The sequence below is a fragment of the Mesorhizobium sp. P3_B5 genome, assembly GCF_056402815.1.
In genome coordinates this window covers 407,345-431,637 of the sequence record NZ_JBFUGR010000001.1, presented here as the reverse complement: position 1 = coordinate 431,637, position 24,293 = coordinate 407,345, and the positions used below count along the sequence as shown (strand labels likewise).

General features: G+C 62.8%; 23 protein-coding genes. 9 read left to right on the top strand and 14 right to left on the bottom strand.

Going from position 1 to position 24,293, the window contains the following annotated elements:
* Positions 1-129: 129 nt before the first annotated feature.
* Positions 130-873, bottom strand: coding sequence for an alpha/beta fold hydrolase (locus tag AC1DVW_RS02125; protein WP_477248081.1), 744 nt, complete (start codon positions 871-873; stop codon positions 130-132).
* A gap of 110 nt (positions 874-983) precedes the next feature.
* Positions 984-2,528, bottom strand: a complete 1,545-nt coding sequence (locus AC1DVW_RS02120; RefSeq protein WP_477320881.1) for a bifunctional AfsR/SARP family transcriptional regulator/alpha/beta hydrolase — start codon at positions 2,526-2,528, stop codon at positions 984-986.
* Positions 2,529-2,826: 298 nt separating this feature from the next.
* Between AC1DVW_RS02120 and AC1DVW_RS02115 the strand changes: the two genes are divergently transcribed.
* Positions 2,827-3,369 carry a class I SAM-dependent methyltransferase gene (locus tag AC1DVW_RS02115; protein WP_477320880.1) on the top strand — a complete coding sequence of 181 codons (543 nt, stop codon included), beginning with the start codon at positions 2,827-2,829 and terminating at the stop codon, positions 3,367-3,369.
* 8 nt (positions 3,370-3,377) lie between these two features.
* Here AC1DVW_RS02115 and AC1DVW_RS02110 read toward each other — a convergent pair whose 3' ends face one another.
* The 5 genes from AC1DVW_RS02110 to AC1DVW_RS02090 all read right to left on the bottom strand — a co-directional run bounded on the left by AC1DVW_RS02110 (position 3,378) and on the right by AC1DVW_RS02090 (position 8,720).
* The gene (locus tag AC1DVW_RS02110) at positions 3,378-3,779 is read right to left on the bottom strand and encodes a GFA family protein (RefSeq protein ID WP_477320879.1); all 402 of its coding nucleotides are present in this window, start codon (positions 3,777-3,779) and stop codon (positions 3,378-3,380) included.
* 163 nt (positions 3,780-3,942) lie between these two features.
* Positions 3,943-4,935 (bottom strand): adenosine deaminase, encoded by a 993-nt coding sequence (add, locus tag AC1DVW_RS02105; RefSeq protein ID WP_477320878.1) that lies wholly within the window; start codon positions 4,933-4,935, stop codon positions 3,943-3,945.
* A gap of 120 nt (positions 4,936-5,055) precedes the next feature.
* Complete coding sequence (locus AC1DVW_RS02100; protein ID WP_477277527.1) at positions 5,056-6,114, bottom strand: Gfo/Idh/MocA family protein; 1,059 nt, start codon at positions 6,112-6,114, stop codon at positions 5,056-5,058.
* Positions 6,115-6,225: 111 nt separating this feature from the next.
* Positions 6,226-7,011, bottom strand: coding sequence for a ThuA domain-containing protein (locus tag AC1DVW_RS02095; protein ID WP_477320877.1), 786 nt, complete (start codon positions 7,009-7,011; stop codon positions 6,226-6,228).
* Between the two features lie 176 nt (positions 7,012-7,187).
* The gene (locus AC1DVW_RS02090) at positions 7,188-8,720 is read right to left on the bottom strand and encodes a DUF2778 domain-containing protein (RefSeq protein WP_477320876.1); all 1,533 of its coding nucleotides are present in this window, start codon (positions 8,718-8,720) and stop codon (positions 7,188-7,190) included.
* 497 nt (positions 8,721-9,217) lie between these two features.
* Between AC1DVW_RS02090 and cueR the strand changes: the two genes are divergently transcribed.
* Both cueR and AC1DVW_RS02080 read left to right on the top strand, forming a co-directional pair.
* Complete coding sequence (gene cueR, locus AC1DVW_RS02085) at positions 9,218-9,610, top strand: Cu(I)-responsive transcriptional regulator (protein WP_477320875.1); 393 nt, start codon at positions 9,218-9,220, stop codon at positions 9,608-9,610.
* 80 nt (positions 9,611-9,690) lie between these two features.
* Positions 9,691-10,158: a cytochrome c gene (locus tag AC1DVW_RS02080; RefSeq protein ID WP_477320874.1), complete on the top strand. Its 468-nt coding sequence runs from the start codon at positions 9,691-9,693 to the stop codon at positions 10,156-10,158.
* Between the two features lie 269 nt (positions 10,159-10,427).
* Here AC1DVW_RS02080 and AC1DVW_RS02075 read toward each other — a convergent pair whose 3' ends face one another.
* Both AC1DVW_RS02075 and AC1DVW_RS02070 read right to left on the bottom strand, forming a co-directional pair.
* Positions 10,428-11,360 carry a dimethylarginine dimethylaminohydrolase family protein gene (locus AC1DVW_RS02075; protein WP_477320873.1) on the bottom strand — a complete coding sequence of 311 codons (933 nt, stop codon included), beginning with the start codon at positions 11,358-11,360 and terminating at the stop codon, positions 10,428-10,430.
* 21 nt (positions 11,361-11,381) lie between these two features.
* A complete protein-coding gene (locus AC1DVW_RS02070; RefSeq protein ID WP_477320872.1) occupies positions 11,382-12,983 on the bottom strand; it encodes a zinc-binding metallopeptidase family protein in 1,602 nt (533 codons plus the stop codon).
* 84 nt (positions 12,984-13,067) lie between these two features.
* On the opposite strand from AC1DVW_RS02070, the gene AC1DVW_RS02065 reads away from it, so the two are divergent.
* The gene (locus AC1DVW_RS02065; RefSeq protein WP_477320871.1) at positions 13,068-13,964 is read left to right on the top strand and encodes a LysR substrate-binding domain-containing protein; all 897 of its coding nucleotides are present in this window, start codon (positions 13,068-13,070) and stop codon (positions 13,962-13,964) included.
* 73 nt (positions 13,965-14,037) lie between these two features.
* A complete protein-coding gene (locus tag AC1DVW_RS02060) occupies positions 14,038-14,712 on the top strand; it encodes a helix-turn-helix domain-containing protein (protein ID WP_477320870.1) in 675 nt (224 codons plus the stop codon).
* Positions 14,713-14,764: 52 nt separating this feature from the next.
* Here AC1DVW_RS02060 and AC1DVW_RS02055 read toward each other — a convergent pair whose 3' ends face one another.
* A complete protein-coding gene (locus AC1DVW_RS02055) occupies positions 14,765-15,883 on the bottom strand; it encodes an epoxide hydrolase family protein (protein WP_477277512.1) in 1,119 nt (372 codons plus the stop codon).
* A 256-nt stretch (positions 15,884-16,139) separates the two neighbouring features.
* Between AC1DVW_RS02055 and AC1DVW_RS02050 the strand changes: the two genes are divergently transcribed.
* The 4 genes from AC1DVW_RS02050 to AC1DVW_RS02035 all read left to right on the top strand — a co-directional run bounded on the left by AC1DVW_RS02050 (position 16,140) and on the right by AC1DVW_RS02035 (position 20,081).
* Positions 16,140-17,234, top strand: a complete 1,095-nt coding sequence (locus tag AC1DVW_RS02050; protein WP_477248112.1) for an ABC transporter ATP-binding protein — start codon at positions 16,140-16,142, stop codon at positions 17,232-17,234.
* A gap of 83 nt (positions 17,235-17,317) precedes the next feature.
* Positions 17,318-18,433 carry an ABC transporter substrate-binding protein gene (locus tag AC1DVW_RS02045; protein WP_477320869.1) on the top strand — a complete coding sequence of 372 codons (1,116 nt, stop codon included), beginning with the start codon at positions 17,318-17,320 and terminating at the stop codon, positions 18,431-18,433.
* 11 nt (positions 18,434-18,444) lie between these two features.
* A complete protein-coding gene (locus AC1DVW_RS02040) occupies positions 18,445-19,278 on the top strand; it encodes an ABC transporter permease (RefSeq protein ID WP_477248116.1) in 834 nt (277 codons plus the stop codon).
* Complete coding sequence (locus tag AC1DVW_RS02035; protein ID WP_477248118.1) at positions 19,278-20,081, top strand: ABC transporter permease; 804 nt, start codon at positions 19,278-19,280, stop codon at positions 20,079-20,081. The genes AC1DVW_RS02040 and AC1DVW_RS02035 overlap by 1 nt, the downstream gene beginning before the upstream one ends.
* Here AC1DVW_RS02035 and AC1DVW_RS02030 read toward each other — a convergent pair.
* From AC1DVW_RS02030 to AC1DVW_RS02015, 4 genes are all read right to left on the bottom strand, one after another.
* The gene (locus AC1DVW_RS02030) at positions 20,078-20,866 is read right to left on the bottom strand and encodes a 2-keto-4-pentenoate hydratase (RefSeq protein WP_477320868.1); all 789 of its coding nucleotides are present in this window, start codon (positions 20,864-20,866) and stop codon (positions 20,078-20,080) included. The two genes, AC1DVW_RS02035 and AC1DVW_RS02030, sit on opposite strands and share 4 nt — an antisense overlap.
* Before the next feature lie 51 nt (positions 20,867-20,917).
* Positions 20,918-21,772 carry an arylamine N-acetyltransferase family protein gene (locus tag AC1DVW_RS02025; RefSeq protein WP_477320867.1) on the bottom strand — a complete coding sequence of 285 codons (855 nt, stop codon included), beginning with the start codon at positions 21,770-21,772 and terminating at the stop codon, positions 20,918-20,920.
* A 265-nt stretch (positions 21,773-22,037) separates the two neighbouring features.
* Complete coding sequence (locus tag AC1DVW_RS02020; RefSeq protein ID WP_477320866.1) at positions 22,038-23,477, bottom strand: FAD-binding oxidoreductase; 1,440 nt, start codon at positions 23,475-23,477, stop codon at positions 22,038-22,040.
* A 278-nt stretch (positions 23,478-23,755) separates the two neighbouring features.
* Positions 23,756-24,115: an ArsR/SmtB family transcription factor gene (locus tag AC1DVW_RS02015; RefSeq protein ID WP_477248125.1), complete on the bottom strand. Its 360-nt coding sequence runs from the start codon at positions 24,113-24,115 to the stop codon at positions 23,756-23,758.
* Positions 24,116-24,293 lie beyond the last annotated feature (178 nt).

The window sequence follows — 24,293 nt, the reverse complement described above, 5'->3', positions numbered from 1 at the left end:
GCAAGCATGTCAGGTGATCCTGAAGATTTGATTTATCAGGCCATTACAAAGTCCCTCAGCTTCCAACCGAGGAAATATCTCCTGCCTGCTGTCAGAACCGGCGAGGCAGCAGAGCAGGATTCTGAGGCACTAGAGCAGCGACAGAAACTCTTCCATGCGCGCGCATACCGGGTCGACCGCCAAAAACGCCTGGAAATGATTGCATCCGGCGAGTTCGAAATAGTCGGCGCCGGCAAAGGCTGCAAAATCACGAACCTTCCGACACAACGGATCGGCCTCTCCGCTGATGGCAAGTATCGGTCGATCAAAGCTGACGAGCGGTGCCGACCGATCGGCCCGATCAAGCGCTACGCATGCCCGCAAGGCCTCAAGATCATTGCATCTGAGCTGCCTGACGTTCCCGTCTGTCAACGGCCAGTTCTCGGTGCGCAGATACGAGATCCAGGGTTCCATGCCAACGTTCACGGCTGCCCGCAGCAGACGCAAATCCTGCCCGAAGGGATGCGCGCCGTTGACAACAAGCGAGCGCACCCGGTTCCGGTAGTGGGCGGCAAACGCCAGGGCAATCGTACCACCCAGAGAATGCCCGCAGATGTCTGCATCTACTGCCCCGATGTCATCCAGAACGGCCGCGACGTCTGTTGCGCATCGCCCGAGATCATACCAGTCGGGCACGTGCGGCTTGTCACTTCTGCCGTGACCGCGCCCGTCGATCAGTATCAGTTGCCGCCCAAATGCCACCAACCGCTCGACGTAGCCCACTTCACGCCAAATCGTGTGATCCGCTGTAAAGCCGTGCAGCAGCACCAGCGGTCTTCCAGTCCCGACCACTTCATAGGCAATGCGGGTTCCGTCTTCAGAGACAGCAAACATGATCGCTCCTTTTGCCGGGCGCGCAATAACCTCTGCTTCACAACTGACATCAAGAGTTGTGAGCGCTACCCTGCACAGGGGGTGTCCCCTGATCGTCCCCGGCTGAGCGATCAGCTGCGTCGTGCAATCGCGCCAATGCTATCGAGCAGCGGCTGCTGGTCGCCGACCCAGAACCAGTGATCGTTGCCGGCGACCTCGATGAACTTCGCGCCTGGGATGTTGGCGGCGAGGAAGCGCCCGGCTTCGATGCGCACGGCGCGGTCGCCGGAGCGGTGCAGAACAATCGTCCTTGCCGAAACTTTTGCAAGGAGATGACGGACATCGGTATCGCGTAGCGCTTCCAGCAGGCCCGCGACCGCGCCGGGACTGGAGGCTGCCCTGAGCAACCCAGCCCACCAGCTCTGCGCCTGGCGGTCTGCGGTCAGGCTTGGGGCGAAAGTTTCGATTTCCGCCGGGCCACCCCAACCGGCGAGCAGCCGTTGCTTCCACAGATCGTATTGCGCGACGGTCAGGGCAAAGGGATAGTCGGGTGCGCGACTGCCTTTCGCCAGGGAGCCCCACAGAACCAGACCGATCAGGCGATCAGAGTGGTTTACGGCAAAACGGACACAACCCGGGCCACCTTCTGACGCGCCGATGAGCAAGGCCCTTCGGCTGCCGGCCGCGTTCATGACCGCCAGAATATCCTGCGCTGTCGCTTCGACGGTCGGGCGGGCACCGACACGGTCGGAAAGTCCCATGCCTCGCCGGTCGAAAAGGATCAGGCGGCCAAGACGCGAAACCGCGGTGATCCAGGCACGGCAGCTCCTGTCTTCCCAGACCCTTTCGACATGCGAAATGAACCCCGGAACAAGCACGATGTCCATCAAGCCCTTGCCGACGATTTGGTAGGCGATATGGATGCCACCCACTTCGACATAGCGCGTTCTGGGCATGTCCAAGGTGGCATCGTGAGTTGGCCCATGCAGCATGGCAAGCGTTGTGGGGTCCGGCGCGATGCCGAGTTCGTCCCGCAGCAGCCTGACACAGGTTTCGGCCTGGCGCTCGGCTGCCGCCCTGTCCCCGGCCGTCAGGTGCGCACGGATCAGGTGACGGTGCGCGCTTTCGCTCAAAGGGTCCAACCTCGTCAGGCGCGTCGCATGCACTACCGCGGCGCGGGGCTCACCGCCGGCAATCTTCGCTTCGACGAGCCGCTCCAGCGCCTGTACCAGCCGGCTGCGCAGGGCCTCGCGCCTGAAGAAGACCCACTCCTCGAATTCCATGCAGTCCGGCAGAGAGAAGCCGGCGAGATAGTCGCCCTTATAGAGGTCAGCTGCCTGGTTGAGGGGACCGAGATCACAGGCATGCTCGAAAACCCTTGAGTCGACCTCAACGGACAGCGACGGATGCAGGCTTAGCGATGTTCCGCTGGCAGCGATAACCTCGCTGCCGAACGCGATGCGAATCTTATACAGCGTGCGCCGAAGTCGTGCGCGTGCGGCTTCCTCGTCGGTTTCGGGCCACAGGAGCGTGGCTGCGACCTCACGCGCCACAGGCCCAGCGGCCTCGGCGAGGTAGATTAGGAGCGCTGCCGCCTTGCGCAAGGCAAGTTCCACCCGCCGCCCGTTCAGACGGAACTCCGGAAAACCCAAAAGTCGGAACTGCAATCGCTCCATGGATCCGTATGTGCCGGGCGGGGACGTTGAGGGGACGCAGACCTTCTACCTATCCCCACGACGTTGGGCCGATGTGGCCCGTCTGAAGACAGACTTGGAGCGATAAATGTCACTGGTCAATACTCTCACCCATCATTGCACGTCCGCGGCTGTTGCCGAAGATGGCGGCCTTATCGACGCTCGACAGGGAGGCTGAGATATGTGCCAATCCTGTCTCTCCTGGTACGCACGCTGCGTTGCTCCCTACTTCGTCCACGCCGGCTGTTCGGCCAACGCATTCGCGCACATGCGAAGGCACATGATCCCACAGGCAGAGGGCATTGTTGTGGAAGTCGGCTTCGGGTCCGGCCTGAACCTTCCCTACTACGATTCCGCCAAAGTGGAGCGGCTGGTGGGCGTCGATCCCGACGGCACAATGCTCGGCTTGGCCGAACCGAAGAGCCGTTCCATGCCGTTCGATGTCGAATGCCTCCGGGCCCGCGGCGAGACCCTGCCATTGGCCGATGATTTTGCCGACACGGTCGTCGTCACCTACGCTTTCTGCACCATTCCGGACCCTGAGGCGGCGCTGAGCGAAATCCGGCGCATCTTGAAGTCCACGGGCCGGCTGATCTTCATCGAGCACGGCCAGGCCGCTGGGCCGCGTTGCCGCAGGTGGCAGGAGCGCCTGAACCGGATGTGGGGAGCGCTTGCCGGCGGCTGCCACCTCAATCGCGACCCATTAGGTCTGATTGACGGGGCCGGCTTCAGGCTCGTTCATGAGGAGCGAACGCGATTTCCGCTGCTCTTCTGGCAGCTCGGAAGTCACTACGCCGGGGTCGCAGTCCCACCGGCAGGTTGACTGCGTCTTCAGCCGAGCCTTGCCAAAGGCTCGGCTTTGATCTCGACCCACTCGCAGCGCCTGGTGTCGTGGTAGAAGGATTGGAAGGGCGGCGGGAACGACGGATCGGCGAAGGCGCCCACGGGAATGGCGATCACGCCGGGCTGGGTGTCGATCCGGTAGTGAACATTGGTGCCGCAATCCGGGCAGAAGCTGTAGATGACGCGGCCGCCCTGGTCGCCAGTGCGCATGAATTCCGCAGCTCGCCCCTGGACCGATACGTCACCCTCCACGAAGCGGACATTGTAGCTGAAGGCGCTGCCCGTGCGGCGTTTGCAGTCCAGGCAGTGACACACCGAGATACGGACCGGCTCGCCCGAACAGGTGGCTGAAAGCTGGCCGCAGGAACATTCGGCGCGGCGCGTTGTCATGGCTGGCTCCTTTCAGCTCCGCCCGTTTCCCATGCGAGACCAACGAGAGATCGAGCAACCTTATGCAGTTCGGCGGCGTGGCGGAAGGACGCTTTGGGGCCGCTGAGCTTCGCCTCGTCAGGCGCGTCGGCGCCCTCCTGCACACGAGTCGACAGCGGGCTTGTCAAGCCTGCCAGGCCGCCAGATCCGCCAGACTTTGCGCCTTCACCGCGGGATCGGCATAGCTTGCGCGCAGCGATGTCGCAGCGAGCTGGCGGATGGTTTCAGCGTCCCACGCGAAGGCCTCAGTGCAGGCGGCATAAGATGCTTCGAGGGTCGTGTCGAGCAGCGCCGGATCATCTGTGTTAATCGAGACGGGGACGCCGGCCTTGCGCAGGGCATCGATCGGATGTTCGGCAAGCGACGGATAGACGCCGAGCGCCACGTTGGAGATCGGGCAGATGCCCAGGGGAATCTGCCTCTGCGCCAGCAAGTCGACAAGCTCCGGGTCCTCGATCGCCCTGACACCGTGGTCGATGCGGTCGGCGCCAAGCAGTTCGATTGCGTCGCGAATGCCCTCCGGGCCGCTCGACTCCCCCGCATGGACGGTGCGCCGCAGACCCGCCGCCGCAGCACGGCGAAACGCCTCGGCGAAGCGTGGGCCGGTGCGGCCGGCAGCCGCCTCATTCCCGTCGACCGAAAGCGCAACGACCCGCTTGTGCCTGATCTCGCTCAGCAACTCCACCAGTCCGATGGCCTCCGCCGCCGACTGGGTGCGAAGCAGGCTGACGCAAAGCCCGACCGGCGGGTGCCCGTCCTGCTCGGCGGCCGCAAAACCGGCATCGAACGCGTCGATCATCCCGGGGATGTTGCCTTGCCAATGCGGCCAGTGTGTCGGGTTGACGATGACGTCGGCGTAACGCACACCGCTCTTGCCCATGCGCTGCGCAAACTTGTAGGCCGTGGTGGCCAGTTGCTCGCGCGTCCGAAATGTCCCGCACAGCCAGTCGAGCATCTCGAGGAAGCTCTTCAAATCGTGTGCCTCGAAGAGCCTGTCACGCGGTGCACGCAGCGGAATGCCCGCTTGTTCGCAATTCCTGATCACATCGTCGGCCTCGAAGCAGCCCTCGACGTGGATGTGCACTTCGGCTTTCGGTAACCCGATGTAGTCGGTCAATGACGCCTCCCGTGTTCGCAGGCGCCATCAGATCATGAAACGGCTGGTTCCCATTTCAAGAAATGATTGAAAGAATTGCGCGTGGTCCGTGAGATCGGCGCCGCCTCGCCGAATCCAAGCCTACTGCGTGTCGGCGTTTGCCCTCAGTTCAGTCCGCTTCGCGTCTGAGACGACGGCAAGGTCGAGCACCTTCTGCAATTCGGCCGCATGGTGGAATGATGGTTCGGCCTGGACACCGCTGTTCACCGCATCGACAAAGCGCTGGTAGTTGGTCGGCACCGTGCCGGCATCGAGCACCTGCCATTTGGCCGTCTCGATGTTCTCGCCCAGGCACGCTTTCAACTCCGAACCTTCCAGATTGTGCACGACTTCGATGCCACCCTTGTCGCCATAAATGCGCAGGCGCAGTTCGTTCATATGGCCCGTCGCCCAGCGGCTGGCATGGACGACGCCGAAGGCGCCGTTCGAAAAATCCAGCGCCATGGTGAAACTGTCATTTGCGTCGAGGTCGTATTCGCCGATGCGGTTGCCGGGCGCCTTGTCAAAGGCTTTCAGCCGGCAGAAGACGTGGTCGATGTCGAGCGCGGCGCCATAGCTGGCGAAATCGAGGATGTGGATACCGACATCGCCGAGAACGCCATTGGAGCCGTGGCTGCGCGACAGGCGCCAGAGCCATTTCGGATCGGTGCGCCAGTCGCCCCAGAATTTGGACACCAGCCAGCTCTGCAGATAGGACGCCTCGACATGCCTGATCTCGCCAATGTCGCCGGCAAGCACCATGGCGCGCGCCTTCTGCAGCGCCGCGACATTGCGATAGGTCAGGTTGACCATGTTGATGATGCCGGCCCGTTTGGCGGCGTCGGCCATCTCACTGGCCTTCTCGAAGTTTTCGGCCAGCGGCTTCTCGCACATGACGGGCTTGCCGGCGGCGATCAGCGCCATGGTGGTCGGATGGTGGATGCGATCGGGCGTCACATTCGTCACCGCGTCGAACTTGCCCCATGCCAGCGCGTCCTCCAGCGCGGTGAAGCGGTTGGGGATGCCGAAGCCGTCGGAAAATTCATCGACGCGTTTGGCGTCGACATCGACGGCGCCGACCAGTTCAACGCCCTTGATCTTGCCGAATTGCCTGGCGTGTTCCTGAGCCATCCAGCCGGTGCCGAGTATCAAAAGTCGCATTTTGTTGCACTCCGAGCGAATTGGTTCGATTCAATGAGATGGGACGGATGTGGTCTAGGTGTTATTTTGACGCAAATCCAGACGGAAAGCCGCTGTTCCCTCTTACTGGGTTTAGCGGAAGCCGGCCTCACCCGAGGCGTGCAGCTTGCCGCCGCGCTCGACGATTGGTTCCAGCGCCTTGTCGACCGGCACGTTCGGCGCGTCCAGGATCGCGGGCTTGGTGCCCTGCGGGTTGTGCGCCCAGTTCACGGCGTTGCGCAGCACCTTCTGGACGCTGGCGTCGTGATAGGTCGGATAGGTCTCGTGGCCGGGCCTGAAATAGAAGATGTTGCCCGCGCCCCTTCTGTAGGTCAGCCCCGAGCGGAAGACTTCACCGCCTTGGAACCACGAGATGAAGACCGTTTCCAGCGGCTCCGGCACAGCGAACTGCTCGCCATACATTTCCTCGTTTTCGAGTTCGAAATACTCGCCCACCCCGGCAGCGATCGGGTGGCTCGGGCTGGTCACCCACAGCCGCTCGCGCTCGCCGGCCTCGCGCCATTTCAACGTGCAGGGCGTGCCCATCAGCCGCTTGAAGATTTTTGAGAAATGGCCGGAATGCAGGACGATCAGCCCCATGCCTTCCCAGACCCGGCGCGCCACGCGCTCGACCACTTCGTCGGCGACGGCGCCATGGTCCTTGTGGCCCCACCACACCAGCACATCGGTTTGTGCAAGACGGTCTGCCGGCAGGCCATGTTCGGGCTGCTCGAGGGTTGCCCAGGACGCTGATATGTTGGGGTCGGCCTTCAACGCGTTGGCGATTGTCGCATGCATCCCCTCGGGGTAGATGCCGGCGACCACCTCGTTTGTCCGCTCATGGATATTCTCGCCCCAAACGACAGCGCGTATTGTCATGACATCCTCTTGATTGTTTGAAGCCGGGAGCCGCCCTGATCACTCATAGTATCCCCAGCCGGAATTGAAAACGCTTTCAATGCCGGCTGCTGACAATCGGGTGGAAAGGCGTTGGATGGAGACCATGAAATATCATGGTCAAACAGGATGATAGCGGATCACCCTGCCAAAATGATTCAGGCGCCGCGCCCGTCCTGGGCGACCTGCGTCAAGGGCTTGGACATGCGCGGCACCACGACGAGGCGCTTGATCTTGCCCTTCTTGTAGGCGGCGAGGAAGCGGGCATAGTCCTTGAAGACGACGCAGCCATTGGATTCGGCACGACCGCCGCGCAGCATGTAGGTGTGGGCAAGCAGGCCGTTGCGGCCATATTTGTTGTTGCCGCCCACCGGTGTGAGGCGGATCGCCTCGACGCCGTGGAAGCGCGATTCACGCAGCTTCAGGTCATATGTATCGGGCGGCGTCGGACCAGTGTTCTTGCGGTCGACATAGCGCGGCTGGTCGACCATCGCACCCAGCCCGGAATGCGCCTCGAGCCGCGAACCATCGGGCATGTAGACGGTCTTGGCCGAGATGTCATAGATGGCGACGCCATTGCCCATGCTGGGCTTGGTGAACAGGTTGCGAAAGACTCCACCCGAGCCGCGCTCGGGCATGTCGGGCTTGGCATAGGCCAGCATCTCGGCGGCCTGGGCCTTCGACCGCTTGGTGGGCTTGCCCTGGCTGCTCTGCTTGCCCTGGCTGCCTATGGTTGGCACGATCGGCTGTGACGAACTGCGCATCGACTGCACGCCGGGCAGCGCGTCGACCGTCGGCGCGTCGGCGGTCTGGACCCTGGTTGTCTGGGCCTTTGCCGCCTTGGGCGATTGGGGCTTGGCCGGAGCTTCGGCCTTGGGGGCCTTGGCCGGCTGATCGATTTCCGCCTGCGGACGCCGGCCCGGCAACGGCATGTTGTCAGGCAGGTCATCCTGTGGCGGCAGCGAGGCCAGCTGAACTTCACCCGGCTGCGGCTCCTGCGGCGCAACAGGGTCCACCGTCGCCAGCGCAACCGATGGCGTCACATCGACAGACACTTCCGGCAAGGTATTGGCATGCGCCAGCGCCAAGCGGGACGAGCGTTCGATTTCCGCGACCTCCGGCCCGAAGCGCGCCGGTGCCGGACCGTGCTTGTCCGGCATACGCACCGGCTCGGCAAAGCGAGCGTCCGTCGGCAGGCTGGCAAGCATGAAGGGGGCGCCAGAGGGGTGGGAAGCGGCGCGGGCGAAGGCGTCAGCCAGCTTTTGCGGCGACAGTTTCGCTTTCGCCACCACGCCGTCGAAACGCGCGTCACGCGGCGTGACCTGTGCAATGGCATTCGGGGCGACTGCAGCCGGCGTGGCGCTGGCTGCAGTCGCCGGCCTCAGCCTTGCCATCTTGCCGTCATGCGCGAAGCTCGACGCCAGGCGCAGGCAAGCGGCGTCACATTGATTGAGCAGGGCCACCTGGCGCTGCCGGCTTGCGGCCAGCGCCGGTGCCCATGAATTGGCAAGGGCGCGCCGGGAATCGGCGAGCGCGACGGTGCGCGGCAGAGCCAGGCTTTGCGGAAGACTGTCTGAAGCAGCGGTGAGCGAGGTCCCCACCGAATAGAGGCCGGCCATGGTCGCCACCGACCATAAAACGACCGCGGCGCCAACGGCCGGAATCGCGACCCAGCTCAGGCGGGGCCTCATCGAAGTCAATCCGGATACTGGATTGTCACCCCGGTCTTTCAAACGCACAAACGCCATACAACCACTCTCAATCGGCTGCCGGCTGCGGTCTTGCAGCCGTGACGATCACAGTTCGCCTTGGTGCCCCCTGCACCCTTCGCGTCTGTTGCCGATTGATTCAAAAGATGGACAAGTTTGGTTAACCAATCACTCTATCGGTCGCCGATTGCACTGCGATCGATGGCAAAAAGCGTCCTCCCCGGCCGTCAAAATGGCCTAAATCCTCTCCGTAGCCGACTTTGCTGCCCGTTTTTGCGTCCCGAGTCAAGGAACCGCAGTTGTAGGATTTTTGCCGGAGCCATTGCAGACCGACAGCACCGAGGCTCGTGAGGAGGCCGCTGCCACGGCGGATGCGGTCGAAAAATGGCGGCTTGATGACGCTGAAGAAGACCGCGACGGCGTGTTGACCTTCCAGTGGCTGGAAGGTCTATTCTTCTCGGCAAAAGGAGATTCCAGCCATGAACATCGGCCTCGCGTCCGAAAAGTCCGGCCTGCCCTCGAAGACGATACGCTACTACGAGGATATCGGCCTTCTGCGCCCCGCCCGGACAGACAACGGCTATCGTGACTACTCGGCGGTAGATATCCACCGCTTGCGCTTCCTGCAGCGCTCGCGCAGCCTGGGGTTTTCGGTCGATGAGTGCCGCCAACTGCTGTCGCTCTATCAAGACAAGGACCGCGAGAGCGCCGATGTAAAGGCCGTCGCACAAGCCAAACTGGTGGAGATCGACAGGAAGATCGCCGAACTGACCGGACTGCGGCATCTGCTGCATCATCTGGTCGACCACTGCCACGGCGACGAGCGGCCGGACTGCCCGATCATCGACGAGCTGGCCGGCCTGGTTCAGTGAGACCTGCCGCCATCGCTGCGATGTTGGCGTTTGCCTGCGCTTCGGTGGCTGGCGCCGCTGCTGGCAGCGAGGCAATCGTCATGGCGCGCCAAGCCTCAATGAAGGAGATGGCAGCAGCAGCCAAGACGATCGCCGGGATGTTCGATGGCAGACAAGCCTATGACGCTGCGGCCTTCAAGGCGGCGGCGGAAACCATCCGCGCCCGCACCGGCCCTGCCCTCATTGCCGAATTTCCCGGCGCCTCATTGGGCGCGCCTTCGGGCGCCAGGCTGAAGATTGATCAGGCACGACCGGAGTTCGAGGCGCTGGCCCGTCACATCGGGACGCTGGCAAGCGCTCTGGCCAAGAAGGCCGGGCGAGCGCCAGCCGGCATCACCGACGACATGAGGATGGGTTCCGGCCTGGTGATGGGCGGCGGCAGCTTGCTCGGCAAGCGGCCGGGCGCCGTGGAAGCCGATCCCGCCAAACTGCCGGCGGAGCATCTCCTGCACCTCATCCTGCAGGATTGCTCGAGCTGTCACTCAAAGTTCCGGCAAAAGATTGAATGATGGTCGATCTTGCGAGACCCAGCGAGCTGACCGTCGCGACAAAAAAAGCCCCGCCGTTCAAACCCGGCGAGGTCAATGCGAATACAGCACCCTTGCCCTCAAGCTACGCTCAAGGCACCTTCGATGCGCCGCCGGCAGCAAGCGATCCGAGCTTTCCCGCCTTGCGCAGCTCAGGCTTTTCGTAGGTTCTTTTCACAGATTCTCTCCTCTAATATGCCGGGAGTCTCCCCCTCTGCGGCCATTGTGTCAATGTACCGGGGAAAGCTCCCTCAGGCCGGCTCGCGCTTCAGCGCCTGCGCCATGCAGTGGATGCCGCCGCCGGTCTTGGAAATCTCGCTCATGTCGATCGCCGCCACCTCGAAGCCGCGCGCCTTGAGCTGGCCGATCAGCGCCTTGCTTGACGTCGGCGCGATCACCCGGTCCTTGCCCAGCGACATGAAGTTGCAGCCGAGCGCCATCGTGTCCTGGAACGGCACGTCGATGATCTCGTGGCCCTTGCCCTTCAGCCAGTCGACGATGCCGGGCTCGGTGCAGGCGAGACAGACCGCGGTCAGTTTTTCCGCGATCGGCACCACCATCAGGTCGATATGGACATAGTATTCGTCGATGAAGGCGATGCGGGTCTCCCAGCCTTCCTTGTCGAACCAGGCCTGAACCTGGCGGGCGCCTTCCTCCTGCGTGCGGGCGCCGCCGCAGCCGATCAGCACGACGCCCTCCTCGATGACGTTGAAGTCGCCGCCCTCGAAGGTGCCGGCAGTCACCATATCGTAGATCGGGATGCCGAGTTTTTCATAGGTGCGGATGGCGGCATAATTCTCGCCGCGCCGCCACCAATTGGCCATGGCGGTGATGAAGGCGCCGTAGGGCGTCATGACGCTGGAATCTCTGGAATAGACCTGCATCGGCAGTTCCGGCGTCGGCTCGTGCCAGTGGATGTTGACGCCGAAATGCTCGTAGGCGGCGACCAGATCCTTGTGCTGCGCCTGGGCGATCTGAACGTTGCAGGGAGCTTCGCGCAGATGCTTGCGCGACAGTGAGCTGGTCGAGAGATGGCGCAGGAAATTCGGCGATCCGAGCAACACGTCGGTCAGCACATCGGTCTCGTTGGCAAAGCCCCATGATGTCAGCGGCTTGGTGCCGCCGGCCGGGTTGCGGCGCTGCAATGAAAACGGCTCAGTGACGATGCGGTCATGAACGGTCATGGGGTTCTCCTCGTGCTTTGATCAGGTGGCTTGGTCGGGTTGGCTGCTCGGTATCCACCAGTCGCGTCCACGCGCGGTGGTGACATATTCCGGCCAGCGAAAATGGATCGGCGGGTCGTAGTCGCAAAGCGGCGCGATCCAGTTGGTACCGCCAATGCCGCCGCCGGTGCGGGCCACGAATTCATCCATCGCCGCATCGCGGGCGGCCTTGTCTTCCAGAAGGCGAAGAGCTGAAAGCGCGACCGTTTTGGCAGCGCAACTGACCATTGGATCGATCGTCGCCGAAATGCCGCCCAGCGCATTCATTGCCCAGGCCGGATAGGCGTGGCCATTTGTCGAGCATAGCGCCGGCCGGGCGACGTAGAAGCGGGCCRTCGGCGCGTGCCAACTCATGTCGGTGTAGTCGTCTGAGGTCGAGTTTGTCTGCGACGGCGGCAGGTCGCGGCGCAGGATCGCTTCGGCGTCCTGCGGTTCGATCAGCCGCTTCAGTTCGTCGATGAAAGGGTTTTCGGTCACCGTACCACCGGCATTGACCTGGATCTCGCGGGCGATGGCTCTCGCCTCTTCGTCCCAGCGCGGCGGGCCGACCGTCGACAGCGCCTCATAGGCGATCCCTGCCATGGCGTGGTTGGCGAGGCCCGGCCGCGACTTCGACACCCAGTGACGCTCGTACCGGCAGCCGCTCATCGCGGCTGCGGCCTGGGCATTGCGGTCGAGCATGGCGGTGACCTGTTCGGCCATGGCAAGCGTCGGCACGCGGAGCATGTACTGGATCTCGGCCAACCCCGCCGGCAGATTGTCGGCGGTCGCCTGCCCCGCCGTCAGGATCGCCTCGCTGATCGACCAACCACCCTGATGCGGCAGCATGGAATCGCGCAGCGCCTTTGACGCCATGTACATCATCATCAATGCGTCATTGGCGCCCGGCGCCCTGACCGCCGAGTGTGCCTGCGGGATGGGTGCGCCATCGCTTGCGCGAACCCAGTGTTCGGGTTCGTCGCAGACAAAGCGGTAGATCATTGCGTAGGCGGCGCCGCAATGCGTGTCCCAGCGCGCCGTGTTGCAGAGCGGCAGCATGTAGAAGGGATGGAAGGAGATCATGCCGGCAAGGCCGTCATAATAGCCCTTGGCCGCATGGATCGGCTTCGATCCGCGCACTTTCTCCGCCGGCTCGCCGGTGAAGCGCAGCGTGCCCTCAATACCGTGGCGTTGCATCGCCGCCTTGGTCGCCAGCAGGCCGCCAAGGCTGGCAATGCCGAGCCCCGAATGCGGATCGGTGTGGCCGCCGGCCTCGACACCGAGGCCCTCGCGCGGCCGTTTCACTGTTGCCGCATCCTGGCAATTGCCCGGCACCGCGTCATATTCGGCGTATAGGCCAACGGTCGGACCGGGTCCGTTGGTCCAATGGGCGCAGAAGGCGGTTGGCATGCCGCCCGAGCCTTCCTCGACCGAAAAGCCCTCGCGCTTCAGCCGTTCGACATACCAGGCAGCGGATTGATATTCGCGCCACGCGGTCTCGCCGAAGTCGAAGATGGTGCGCGTCCACGCCGACAGCGACGGCTGGATGCCATCCAGGCAGGCAAGCGCGGTTGCTTGCGCCGATGTGGTGAGCGCTTTCTCCATGGCCAGAGAAGAAAGCAGTGAAGCGGCCAGCCAAAAAGTGATATGTTTTCCCGGCTCATGCAAATTCGGTTCACCTGAGGCCTCTTGCGAATACCCTCCACTCAAGCGCTGCGCGCCCTCGACAGTTTCGCCCGCCACGGCAGCGTGTGGCGCGCCGCCGACGAACTGCACCTGACCCGCAGTGCCGTCAGCCACCAGCTTCGCCTGCTGGAGCGCGACCTCGGCTTCGACCTCCTGGAGCGCATCGGCAAGGGCGTGGCGCTGACGCCGCGCGGCCAGCGCTATGCCAGCGACGTGCGCAAGGCGCTGACCGTGCTGGGTGATGCGGTGACGCGCCATGCCGGCACCGGGGTCGGTGGCTCGTTCAGCGTCTCCTGCACGCCGGGCTTCGCCTCGCTGTTCCTGTGCACGCATATCGGCGAGTTCCGGCAGATGTACCCAGACGTCGCGCTGCACATACTGACGCCGCGCCGGCTCGACGACGTCAGCAACCCGGACGCCGACGCCTTCATCGCCTTCGGCGTCGGCAACTGGCCGAACCGGGCAGCCGAGCTTCTGTGCGAGATTTCCTTCACGCCGCTGTGCAGCCCGACCTTGCTCAACAAGGTCGGCGGCTTTGCTAAACCGGCCGACGTGCTGCGCGCCAATCTCTTGCATCTCGGCGACACCGAGGACTGGGCACGCTGGCTGGCGCTGTCCAGGGTGGAAAACCCCGACACCGAAGGCGGCATCTTCTTCTCGGACATGAACCTCGTGTTTTCGGCGGCGATCGCCGGCCAGGGCATCGCCATGGGCGACGAGTTGACCAGCCGCCGGGCGCTGAGCGAGGGTCGTCTGGTGCGCCCCTTCGACATCGCGATCAAATCGCCGCGGTCGTATTTCCTGGTTTCGGAGCACGCCAAGGCGAGCCATCCGGTGCTGGTGGCGTTCGGGGGGTGGCTGAGGTCGAAACTGTCGGAGAACAGGGTCGAGCCGTATTGAGGCGGGCCGGCGCTGTTGCGACGGATGCGGATTGGCAGAGTAATCTCGAACGTACTTCAACACGCTGACAGGCATGACGCAGAAACATACGCATCGCTCCTCGCCCCATCCCTGGATCGACAGGGTTTGGCAGACGGTCTGCCTGACGGACGGGATCTACAGAGCGACTCCCGATGGCTCCTGGGACCTGATCCTGAGTGTCTCGCCCGATGGGCGACCGACGATCTTCCTGAGCGGGCAGGCCACCGAGCCGGTCGATGTTCCCTACCTGGCCGGCGAACATTCAGTGGTCATATCCTTTGCAGCCCATGTCTACCTTGCGACGGACAAGGAGGTCAGAACCGGCGCTGCGATACGCTTGCTGCCGGTCGAGGGCGAGGTCTTTCGGCTTGACGGTGTTGAACTTCCGTTGCCGACCTTCGGCAATGCCGAACAGCTTACCGAGATGATGGTTGCGGCAAATCTGTTGCAATCCAATGACCTGGTCGCCAAGGCATTCACCGAGAGGCCCAAGGCTGCCTCGACCCGGTCGGTTCAGCAACATTTCAAGAAGACGACCGGCATCACCCAGAAGGATTTTCAACTGATCAGGCGAGCGCAGGAGGCTGTAAGGCGGCTGAAACTGGGCGACGCCTCAGCTTCCGTTGCAGCTGATCTCGGCTACACCGACCAACCGCACATGATCAAGTCCATCAAGAAAATCATGGGTCACCTGCCCTCTAATCTCGACCCGGTCCATAAAATCTGAACACCGGAACAAGACAGACTTGCCCCGGTGTCCACAAGCACGAAACCGCGCGTCATTTGTTGAGAAGCGCCGCGAACCGCCTGATGTCGCCGGCATAAAACGCCGGGTCCTCCCAGGCTGCGAAATGGCCGGCAGTCTCCATGTCGTGGAACTGAACCACATTGCCGGAGGTCTGACGGTCCGCCCATTCGCGCGGCAGCCGCACACCGCCCGGGATTGGCGCCTCGGTCGCCACGGCGACCGGAACCTTGGTGTCCAGCCCCTTGATGGTTGGCGGCTGCATGGCGTTCTGACTGTAGATGCGAAACGATGAGGCCGCTGTTTCGGTCAACCAGGTGATCATGATGTTGGTGAGCAATTCGTCACGTCCGAACCGCGCATCCGCATCGTCTCCCAGTCCCATGCCGGCCATGAAGCTCATGATCCATGCGGCGAGGCCAACAGGTGAATCATTCATGGCGAAGGCCAGACTTTGCGGTTTGGTGGCCTGCACGAGATTGAACGCGCCATGGGCGAAGAACCATCGCTGAATTGCGCCCGCATAGGCTTGCTCCGGCTGGCTCAGCGAGGCGAAATCGGTCGTGTGGTCGGGATAGCCGATATCCGTGACGTGATAACCCAAAAGCTTTTCCGGATGCCGCTGGGCCAGCGACATGGCAATCACGGAGCCTCCATCGCCGCCGGCGGCGATGAATTTGCCATAGCCAAGCACTTCCGTCATGAGCTTTGCGAAGATGTCCGTGACCTTGTCCATCGGCAGTGCGGTCTTGCCGGAGAAACCGGTTCCCGGGATTGACGGCACGACGACGTGAAAATCCTCCGACAGCGGCTCGATCACCTTATGGTAGCGGTAGAAGGTATCAGGCCAGCCGTGCAGCAGAAGCAGCGGTGTTGCATCCTTCTTCTTCGAAGGGTGATGCACGAAGTGGAGTTCGACTCCATCGACGTCGACCTTGAAATTGTTGAGCGCGTTTATGGCTGCCTCGGCCTTGCGCCAGTCATAGCCATTGATCCAATGGTCGGTCAGCCGCTTCATGTAGGCCAGGTTTGGACCGAGCATCCAGCCGGCATCCGCAGGCTCATCCGGCCAACGCGTATGCTCAAGGCGAAACTTGAGGTCGGCAAGCTGCGATTCAGGGATGGCGACGGTGAAGGGGGTCGGGGTGGCCATGGACGTTTTCTCCTCTTGAAAATTCTCGCCGTTTCCGCAGTCGTTTCTCGGCTGCGTTGATGTGACCAACCTATGGGCAATGGCGGAAAACCGATTGTAGAAATACGCAAACTTTCAGTGCGTCCTCGAGGCAAGGGACATTCGACCCAAAACCCGCCACCCGTGAATCAAATTTGCCGATGAGGCGAAAACTATTCGGTTGCGGTGAGGCCGCGCCCTGCCCTACGATTTCGTTCAACGCTAGGGAAAGGGCAGGATGCAGCAACCCGGCCGGGCCGCAGAGATCAAGGCAATCGGGATCGGCAAGAGCTTCGGCTCGTTCCGTGCGCTGGACAATCTGTCGCTCAATATCGGCCGCGGCGAGTTCCTGACCCTGCTCGGCCCCTCCGGTTCGGGCAAGACCACCTTCCTGATGATCCTTGCCGGCTTCGTCCAGCCGAGCGATGGCCGCCTCTATAGCGACGGCGTCGACATCACCGACCGGCCGGCCGAGCAGCGCGCCGCCGGTATGGTGTTCCAGGGTTATGCGCTGTTCCCCCATATGAGCGTCGAACAGAACATCGCCTTCCCGCTCAAGGTGCGCAAGAAATCGGCGGGCGAGATCAAGCGGCGCGTCGGTGAGATGATCGATCGCGTCGGGCTGGTCGGCCATGGTAAGAAACTGCCGGCGCAATTGTCGGGCGGCCAGCAGCAGCGCGTGGCGCTGGCGCGCGCGCTGGTGTTCGAGCCCGGCGTGCTGTTGCTCGACGAGCCGTTCTCGGCGCTCGACAAGGGGCTGCGCGGCCAGATGCAGGCCGAGATGAAACGGCTGCACCAGGAGACCGGCACCACCTTCGTCTTCGTCACCCACGACCAGAGCGAGGCGCTGGCGCTGTCGTCGCGCGTTGCCATCTTCAACCACGGCAAATTGCTGCAGGTCGGCGCGCCCGACGAGGTCTACGACCGGCCGGACAACCGCTTCGTCGCCGAGTTCCTCGGCGAGATCAACATGCTGCCGCTGAAGGGCGTCAGGCCCGCCGACAATGGCTCGACGGGCCTGTGCGAAGACCGCGCGGTCTCCATGCACTGCAAGGCCGAAAAAGTTCGTGGCGACGCCATCCTGGCGATCCGGCCCGAATACATGTCGATCGCGCGTGAAGCGACCTTGGGCGAGAACGGCATTGCCGCGACTGCGATCGCCTCGACCTATCTCGGCGCCGCGACGCGGCTCGACCTGACCACGAAGCAAGGCGCCAAGGTGACGGTCTCGGTGCCGAACGAGGTTGCCGCCGCCGCGCTCAGCAAAGGCAACTCCGTCTGGCTCACCTGGCCGGCAGAAAAGGGTTTCCTGCTTCCGGACGGAGGACAATGACGATTTGAGTGGCAAGCCTTCGAGCGATGATTCCAAGGTTGACACTAACCAACTGAACGACCAACGAAAAAAGGGGAACTGACATGACAAATGAAACCAAGAAACACTCCATCGAGGTGCTGTCGGCCAGGACCGTGCGCGGCGAGATCTCGCGCCGGCAATTCACCCAGCTCGCCGCACTTGTGCTGGCCGGCACTCCGATGCTGCTTCGCTCCTCCGGTGCCTTTGCCGCGGCGAAGGAATTGGTGCTGGTGAACTGGGGCGGCGACGCCATCACCGCTTATGACGCGGCCTACGGCCAGGCCTTCACCAAGGACACCGGCATCACCGTCAAGATGGACGGCTCGGGCCCGACCGAAGGCGCCATCGCCGCACAGTTCAAGAGCGGCGCCCCGACCTGGGACCTGGTCGACGTCGATCCGTTCTCGGCGATCACGCTCGGCGCCCAAGGCATGCTGGAGCCGATCGACTACGCCGTCGTCGACAAGAAGAAGATGCGCGAGGGTTTTGGCTGGGAATACGCCGCTTCGACCTATTTCTTCTCCTATGTCATCGCCTACGATTCCGAGAAGTACGGCAAGGACGCCCCGACCGGCATGGCCGACTTCTTCGACGTGAAGAAGTTCCCGGGAAAACGCTCGCTCTACAAATGGGGCGTGTCAAGCTGGGAAGCGGCGCTGCTCGCTGACGGCATCGCGCCAGCTTCGCTCTATCCGCTCGACCTCAAGCGCGCGCATGACAAGATCGCCGCCTTCAAGGAAAACGTCGTTGCCTATTGGGGCGGCGGCGCCGAGAGCCAGAGCGTGCTGCTCAATGGCGAAGCCTCGATGGCCATCGTCTGGTCGACTCGCGCCTCGCTGATCGAGCAGGACTCGGGCGGCAAGATCAAGTTCATCTGGGACCAGGGCCTGATCTCGCCCGGTGCGCTCGCCGTGCTCAAGGGCAATCCCGGCGGCAAGGACGCGGCCATGAAGTTCATCGCCAGCGCTCAGGACCCGGCAAAGCAGCTTGTGATGTTCGACAAGCTCGGCCAGGGCCCGGCCAATCCGGCTGCCGACGCGCTGATCCCCGCCGACAAGAAGCGCATCAACCCCGTCGATCCCGAAAACATGAAGAAGCAGATCGCGCTCGACATGGACTGGTACGCCAAGAACTACGGACCGGCGCTCGACGAATACACCAAGATCATCTCCGCCTGATAAGGGCGAAGATGAGAGGTTATCTCTCCGACAGGATGGGCGCGGCGCTGTTGATGGCGCCGCTGCTCCTGTTTCTGGTTTTGGCCTATGCCTGGCCATTCCTCGGCGTCGTCAAATGGAGCTTTACCCTGCCGACGCCAGGGCTTGGCCAGTATGGCGCGCTTGCCACTGACGAGCTGGTGCAGTCGGTGTTCATTCGCACGTTGCGCATCGCCGCCATCGTCACCCTGGTTTCGGTCACCGCAGCCTACGCCATCACCGTGGTATGGGTGCGCGGCACGCCGGTGCAGCGCGTGATCGCCGAGTTCTGCATCCTCGTCCCCTTCTGGATCTCGGTGCTGACACGAGCCTTCGGCTGGGTGGCGCTGCTGTCCAATCGCGGACTGATCAACACCTGGCTGCAGGCGATCGGCTTCATCTCCGAGCCGCTGGCGCTGGTGCGCAACGAATTCGGTGTCATCGTCGGCATGACGCATTTCCTCATCCCCTTCGCCGTCTTCCCGCTGGCATCGGCAATGCGCAGCCTCGACGACCGCGTGCTTTTGGCGGCGCGCGGGCTGGGTTCCAGCCGAATGCGCACCTTCTGGTCGGTGTTCGTGCCGATGACGCGTTCCGGCATCATCGGCTCGGCGATGATCGTCTTCGTCTTCTCGCTTGGCTTCTTCGTCACGCCGGCGATCCTCGGCGGCGGCCGCAGCGTCATGATCGCCGAGCTGATCTATCTCCGCATCTTCCAGAGTCCAGACTGGGGCCTGGGTGCAGCGATCAGCGTCGTGCTGGTGCTGTTCGTCGGCGCGCTGATGGCGCTTCTGTTCCGCTATGTCAGACCGAAGCAGCTGATCTGATGCCGACCTATCGCCCCGGTCCCGCCTCGCTGATCATCGCCGCCTTCGTCGCACTGTTCCTGCTGATGCCGCTGCTGGCGGTCATCCCGGTTTCGCTGACACCGAGCCGCATGCTGGCAATGCCGTCTGGCGAACTGTCGCTGCGCCACTACCGGGCGCTGATCGAGGACCCGCGCTGGATCGACGCCATCCTGCTCTCGATCCGGATCGGCATCGTCAGCAGCGCCTTCTCCACCGTGCTGGCGCTATGCTTCAGCCTCGGCGTGTGGATGTTCCAGCCGCGCTTCACCGCGGTGCTGGTCGGCTTCGTGCTGCTGCCGATGGTGGTGCCGCCGGTGGTTTCGGCCATCACGCTCTACTTCCTGTTGACCTCGATCTCAGGTTTCAGCTCGTTCTTAGGCTACGACACCTGGCTGGGTGTCGCCATGGCACATGCGGTGATGACGGTGCCTTTCGCCACGGTACTGATGCTGGTGTCGCTCAGCCAGCTAGACCGCCGCATCGACCTCGCCGCGCGTGGGCTCGGCGCCACCGTGTGGGAGCGCGCCACCCGCATCATCATGCCCAACATCAAGTTCGGCATCATCACCGCCGCCCTGCTCTCCTTCGTGCTGTCCTGGGAAGAAATCGGCGTCACTTTGTTCATCACCTCGGTCAACGCCATCACGCTGCCCCGGCTGATGTGGATGGGCCTGCGCGACAACATCGACCCGGCGATCGCGGCGCTCTCGGTGATCCTGATCATCATCACCGTGCTGGTGCTGGCGGTGCGCAGCATCGCCGTTAGGCAGCGGCCGCACTAGACAAACCTGACCGAGACCCTGCCAAACCGGCCCAGATCGCCGGTGACTTCGTCGCCGGCCTCGACGCTAATCGGCGTCACGCAAGTGCCGGTTATCACCACCTGTCCCGGCTGCAGGGCTATGCCCAGGCTCGACAGTTCATTGACGATCCAGGTGAGCGCAATACGCGGGTCGCCCAACACTGCAGCCCCTGTCCCGTTGTGCTGCGACTTTCCGGAAACGAAAGCAACCACCGGGTGATTGGCGAGATCCACGTCGCGCCAATCGTCGTCCACCGCCTCGCCGATGACAAACAGATTGGCGCAGGCGTTGTCGGCGATGAGTTGTGCCGCCCCGACGGCGCAGAAATCATCATATCGCGAGTCCGGTATTTCGATCGCCGGGTGCAGGCTCGCCACCGCATCCATCACCTCGGCGATTTCATAGGGTACCGCACGTGGGGGCAGCTGGCGGCCGAAACGGAACGCAAATTCGATCTCGGCCACGCGCATCTTGCTCGTCGCCAGGGAAACGGCCCCGCCAACCTCAACCGCTTTTTCGGCCAGCAGACGCCCGGCCATCGGGCCGTCGACGTTGATGTGCCTTTGTCCAGCCAGGCTGGTTGCGGCAATCTTCCAGCCGAAAAGCGGTGCCACCGAGCGATCCATCACATGCGCCTGGATGGCGTAGCCTTCGATCCGCGTTTGCGGCCGCAACGCCTGGGGTATGGCGTCGAGGCGGGTGCCGTTGTCCCAATGGTCTACCAGCAAACGCGACGCGGCCCTGGCCTTTTCTGGGTCGAACATCGTCAGCTCCGGAAATCCGTGGGGTGAATGATTTCGTCGAGATGCGGCACGCTAAGCGAAGAACGGATGCGGCGCGCCGCGCGTCCCTCGTTGTTCCATATGAGCGACGGCCGTTTGCAATTTGGTCTCGGAAAGATGGAGGCCAAACTCGTTCGCAAGCACATCGCGAAACCCCTCGATGCCGTTTATGGTACGCCGTTCTACCTCACCTGATGGGTATCGCCTATTGAAGCGCGAATTAAACAGGGTCAGTCGCGTTCTGTTTGGTCCAGGACGCGCCGCGATCAGGTTGTTGAGGTATGGGCTCTGCGGATGACTGGCGGTAAACCAGTTGCAAATCTCGTACTCGGCATCGACACGAGGAAGAAAGACAACCCTGTAGATATGCTCCCATCCGGTTCCCAGCCTGGACTGCAGCACCAACTCATCCCCCATCTCCAAAAACCGCATGATCTCGTGGGGAGTCTCTTGCTCCTCCTGCGTAAAGAGCTTCAGCGCGGTCGTCGGCGCAAGATTTCCAAATCCCACATCTGCAAGGAACGAGCCCTCCGGTAGTTCCACCCGCAAAACCATATGCAGCATGGGTCGAGGCGCATCGATCTCCGATCCGCGCACCACGCGAGCCTGAAGGCTTGTCACCTTGTATCCGAGCGCCAGCAAGCCGGCGCGAAACAGCATGTTCTGTTCAAAACAGTAACCGCCTCGTCCGCCAAAAATTATCTTGGCCTGCAGCGACAGGGGATCGAGCGCGGGGGGGATATCCAGAAGAACGTCGATGCTCTCGTAAGCAATGGCCGTCGCGTGCGCAGTCACCACCGCTTTGAGCGTTTTCAACGTCGGATCACGCGACCCATCGTATCCGATACGGGAAAGCCAAGCGTCGACGTTGAACTGGCTATCTGGCATTGGACCCCGCCCCTCGCTCGCATCGGCCAAGGGTGCCAATGAAACACGCCTCGTTCAAGGCAAATCTGTCCCGGATCCAGACAGCATCGAAGCTGCGGCCATCGGCTCGGAACGCTCCGCCAGCCGTGCCGATGACGCAAGGATCAAGCTTGGGCGGCGATCATCCGATTGCCGGCCCGGGCCGTTCCGAACCGAAGCTCATTGCGGCAAAATCGATTGCGATATTCGCTGGCGCAAATCTCCGGTCCGGGGCATGCGCTGCCGCTCAAGCGGCGCGCTGGCTTTCTTTCGGTCGCAGATTCTGGTTCATGCGGAACAGGTTCAGCGGGTCGTAGCGCTGCTTGACTTCAAGCAGCCGGCGATAGTTGCCGCCATAGGCCGCTTCGACCCGGTCGACCTCGTCCTCCGGCATGAAGTTGACGTAAGCCGTGCCGGCGGCATAGGGCTTGACCGCCTCGTAGATACCACGAGCCCAATCGATGCAGGCCTTGTCCATTGCCGGTTCGCGCCAGCGGGCGTGAACGTTCATGACGAAGTGCGAGCTGCGCTGCGGAAACGCCGTTGCATCTGCTTTGACGCGGCCTGCCGCACCCCCGACATGGCCGAAGAAGATTTCGCATTCGGGGCCGGGAAGCCTGGTAATCGCCGCGGTGGTGACGCCAATCGCGCCGTCGGCAAGCTCGGTCAGGTCATGGCTCTTCCAATAGTTGCGGGCGCCGGGCGCCAGCAGCGGGTCAAACGCCTGCTGCCAGCCGGTGAACGGGTTGGGACCGACCACGTCGGCAATCGGCTTGCCGATGGCGCGAAGTTTTTGCGTCGCCTTTTCGCCCGCCTGGATGTCGCCGCAATAGCACATGGCCAGAACCAGCACCTCTTTGCCATGCCACTCGGCCGGCAGGAAGGGCAGCGGCGGCGCCTGCCGCATGACTATCCAGCAGGTCAGTTCGTCGGGTGCGGTTTCAAGCGCCTTGCGATACTCCGGCAGCACCTTTTCGGCATCCGCGAAGGGATGGACGACGAGCCCCGACAGAACCTGCGGACCCATCTGGTGAAGCTGGAACTCGAACGCGGTGACGATGCCGAAATTGCCGCCGCCGCCACGCAGCGCCCAGAACAGGTCCGGATTGTCCTTCTGGCTGGCGCGCAGCAACTTGCCATCGGCGGTGACCACATCGGCTGAAACAAGATTGTCGATGGTCAGGCCGAATTTGCGGGTGATCCAGCCGAAGCCGCCACCCAGCGTCAAGCCTGCTATGCCGGTGGTCGAGTTGATACCCGTCGGCACCACCAGGCCAAAGGCCTGCGTTTCCCGGTCGACATCGACGAGCGTGGCGCCGGGTCCGACCCATGCCCGCCGCGCCGCGACATCGACCCGCACCGACTTCATCGCCGACAGATCGATCATCAGGCCGCCATCGCAAACGGCACTGCCGGCAATGTTGTGGCCGCCGCCGCGCACGGAGACGAGAAGCCTGTTTTCCCTGGCGAAATTCACGGCGCTGATGACGTCGGAGGCGCCGACGCAACACGCGATCAGCCCAGGCCGCCGGTCGACCGTGGCATTCCAGACGGTGCGGGCGACATCGTAGGCGGCATCGCCTTCTCTCAGTAACGTGCCACGCAATTGCGCCGAAAGCGCTTCAAGGGCTGCGGCGTCGACGGTCGTCTTGCCGCGGTCAAGCGTGGTGAGGCTCATGCTGTTCATGGTTTCCTCCCGATTTGCTTTGTGAGCCGTTCTCCCCCCAACGCTTCGAACTTTGCTCTTATATTAGAAATCACGCAAGTTCGACGCTGGCCGGCGTAGCGGCCATGTCGACGCCCAACGATGTGCGGTTTGGCCGGCCTGGACGACCGAGCGCTGGGGAGGCGCAAAGTCCATGAAAATACGATCGGCGCCGGCATGGCGCCGACGTCGATGTCGCACTTAAGAGTAACGAAGCCCGGCCGTGAGGCCGGTCAGCCAATCCAGGCTTGTGGCTGCCCTCAGGCTGCCTGCACCCGGCGCAGCCTCTCGGCGACGTAGCGCGGGGCCTGCCCCGACAGCGGTTTTTCCGTCGCCAGGAAGCCATCCAGCATCGCAAGCAGTTCGCGCGCCGCTCCGGACGACGAGGAGTAATAGACCATCTGGCCATCGCGACGGGCATCGACAAGCCCGAAGGCCCGGAGCTTGGCAAGATGCTGCGACAAGGCCGATTGGCTGAGTTGGACTTGCTCTGCAAGAACGCCGACCGAGCGTTCGCCGGCGGCCAGATGGTTCATGATCAAGAGCCGCTTCTCGTTTCCCATCAAGTTGAGAAAGGTTGCGGCAGTATCGGCATTGGCGACAAGTTCTTTCGAGATCATCGATTTCCTATGCTTTCGCGCTCGTGACGCCATTGACGCGATGGCGCCTGCAGACCTGTGGATGCGCCGTTGCGATGGTTTCGTCGTATCTCGCCCGCCGGCACCAATCAGACTAAAGTCTTAGAAAGTGTCAGACCAAAGTCTATCAGCGCTGCGTTCTTTCTACAAGACCGTAACG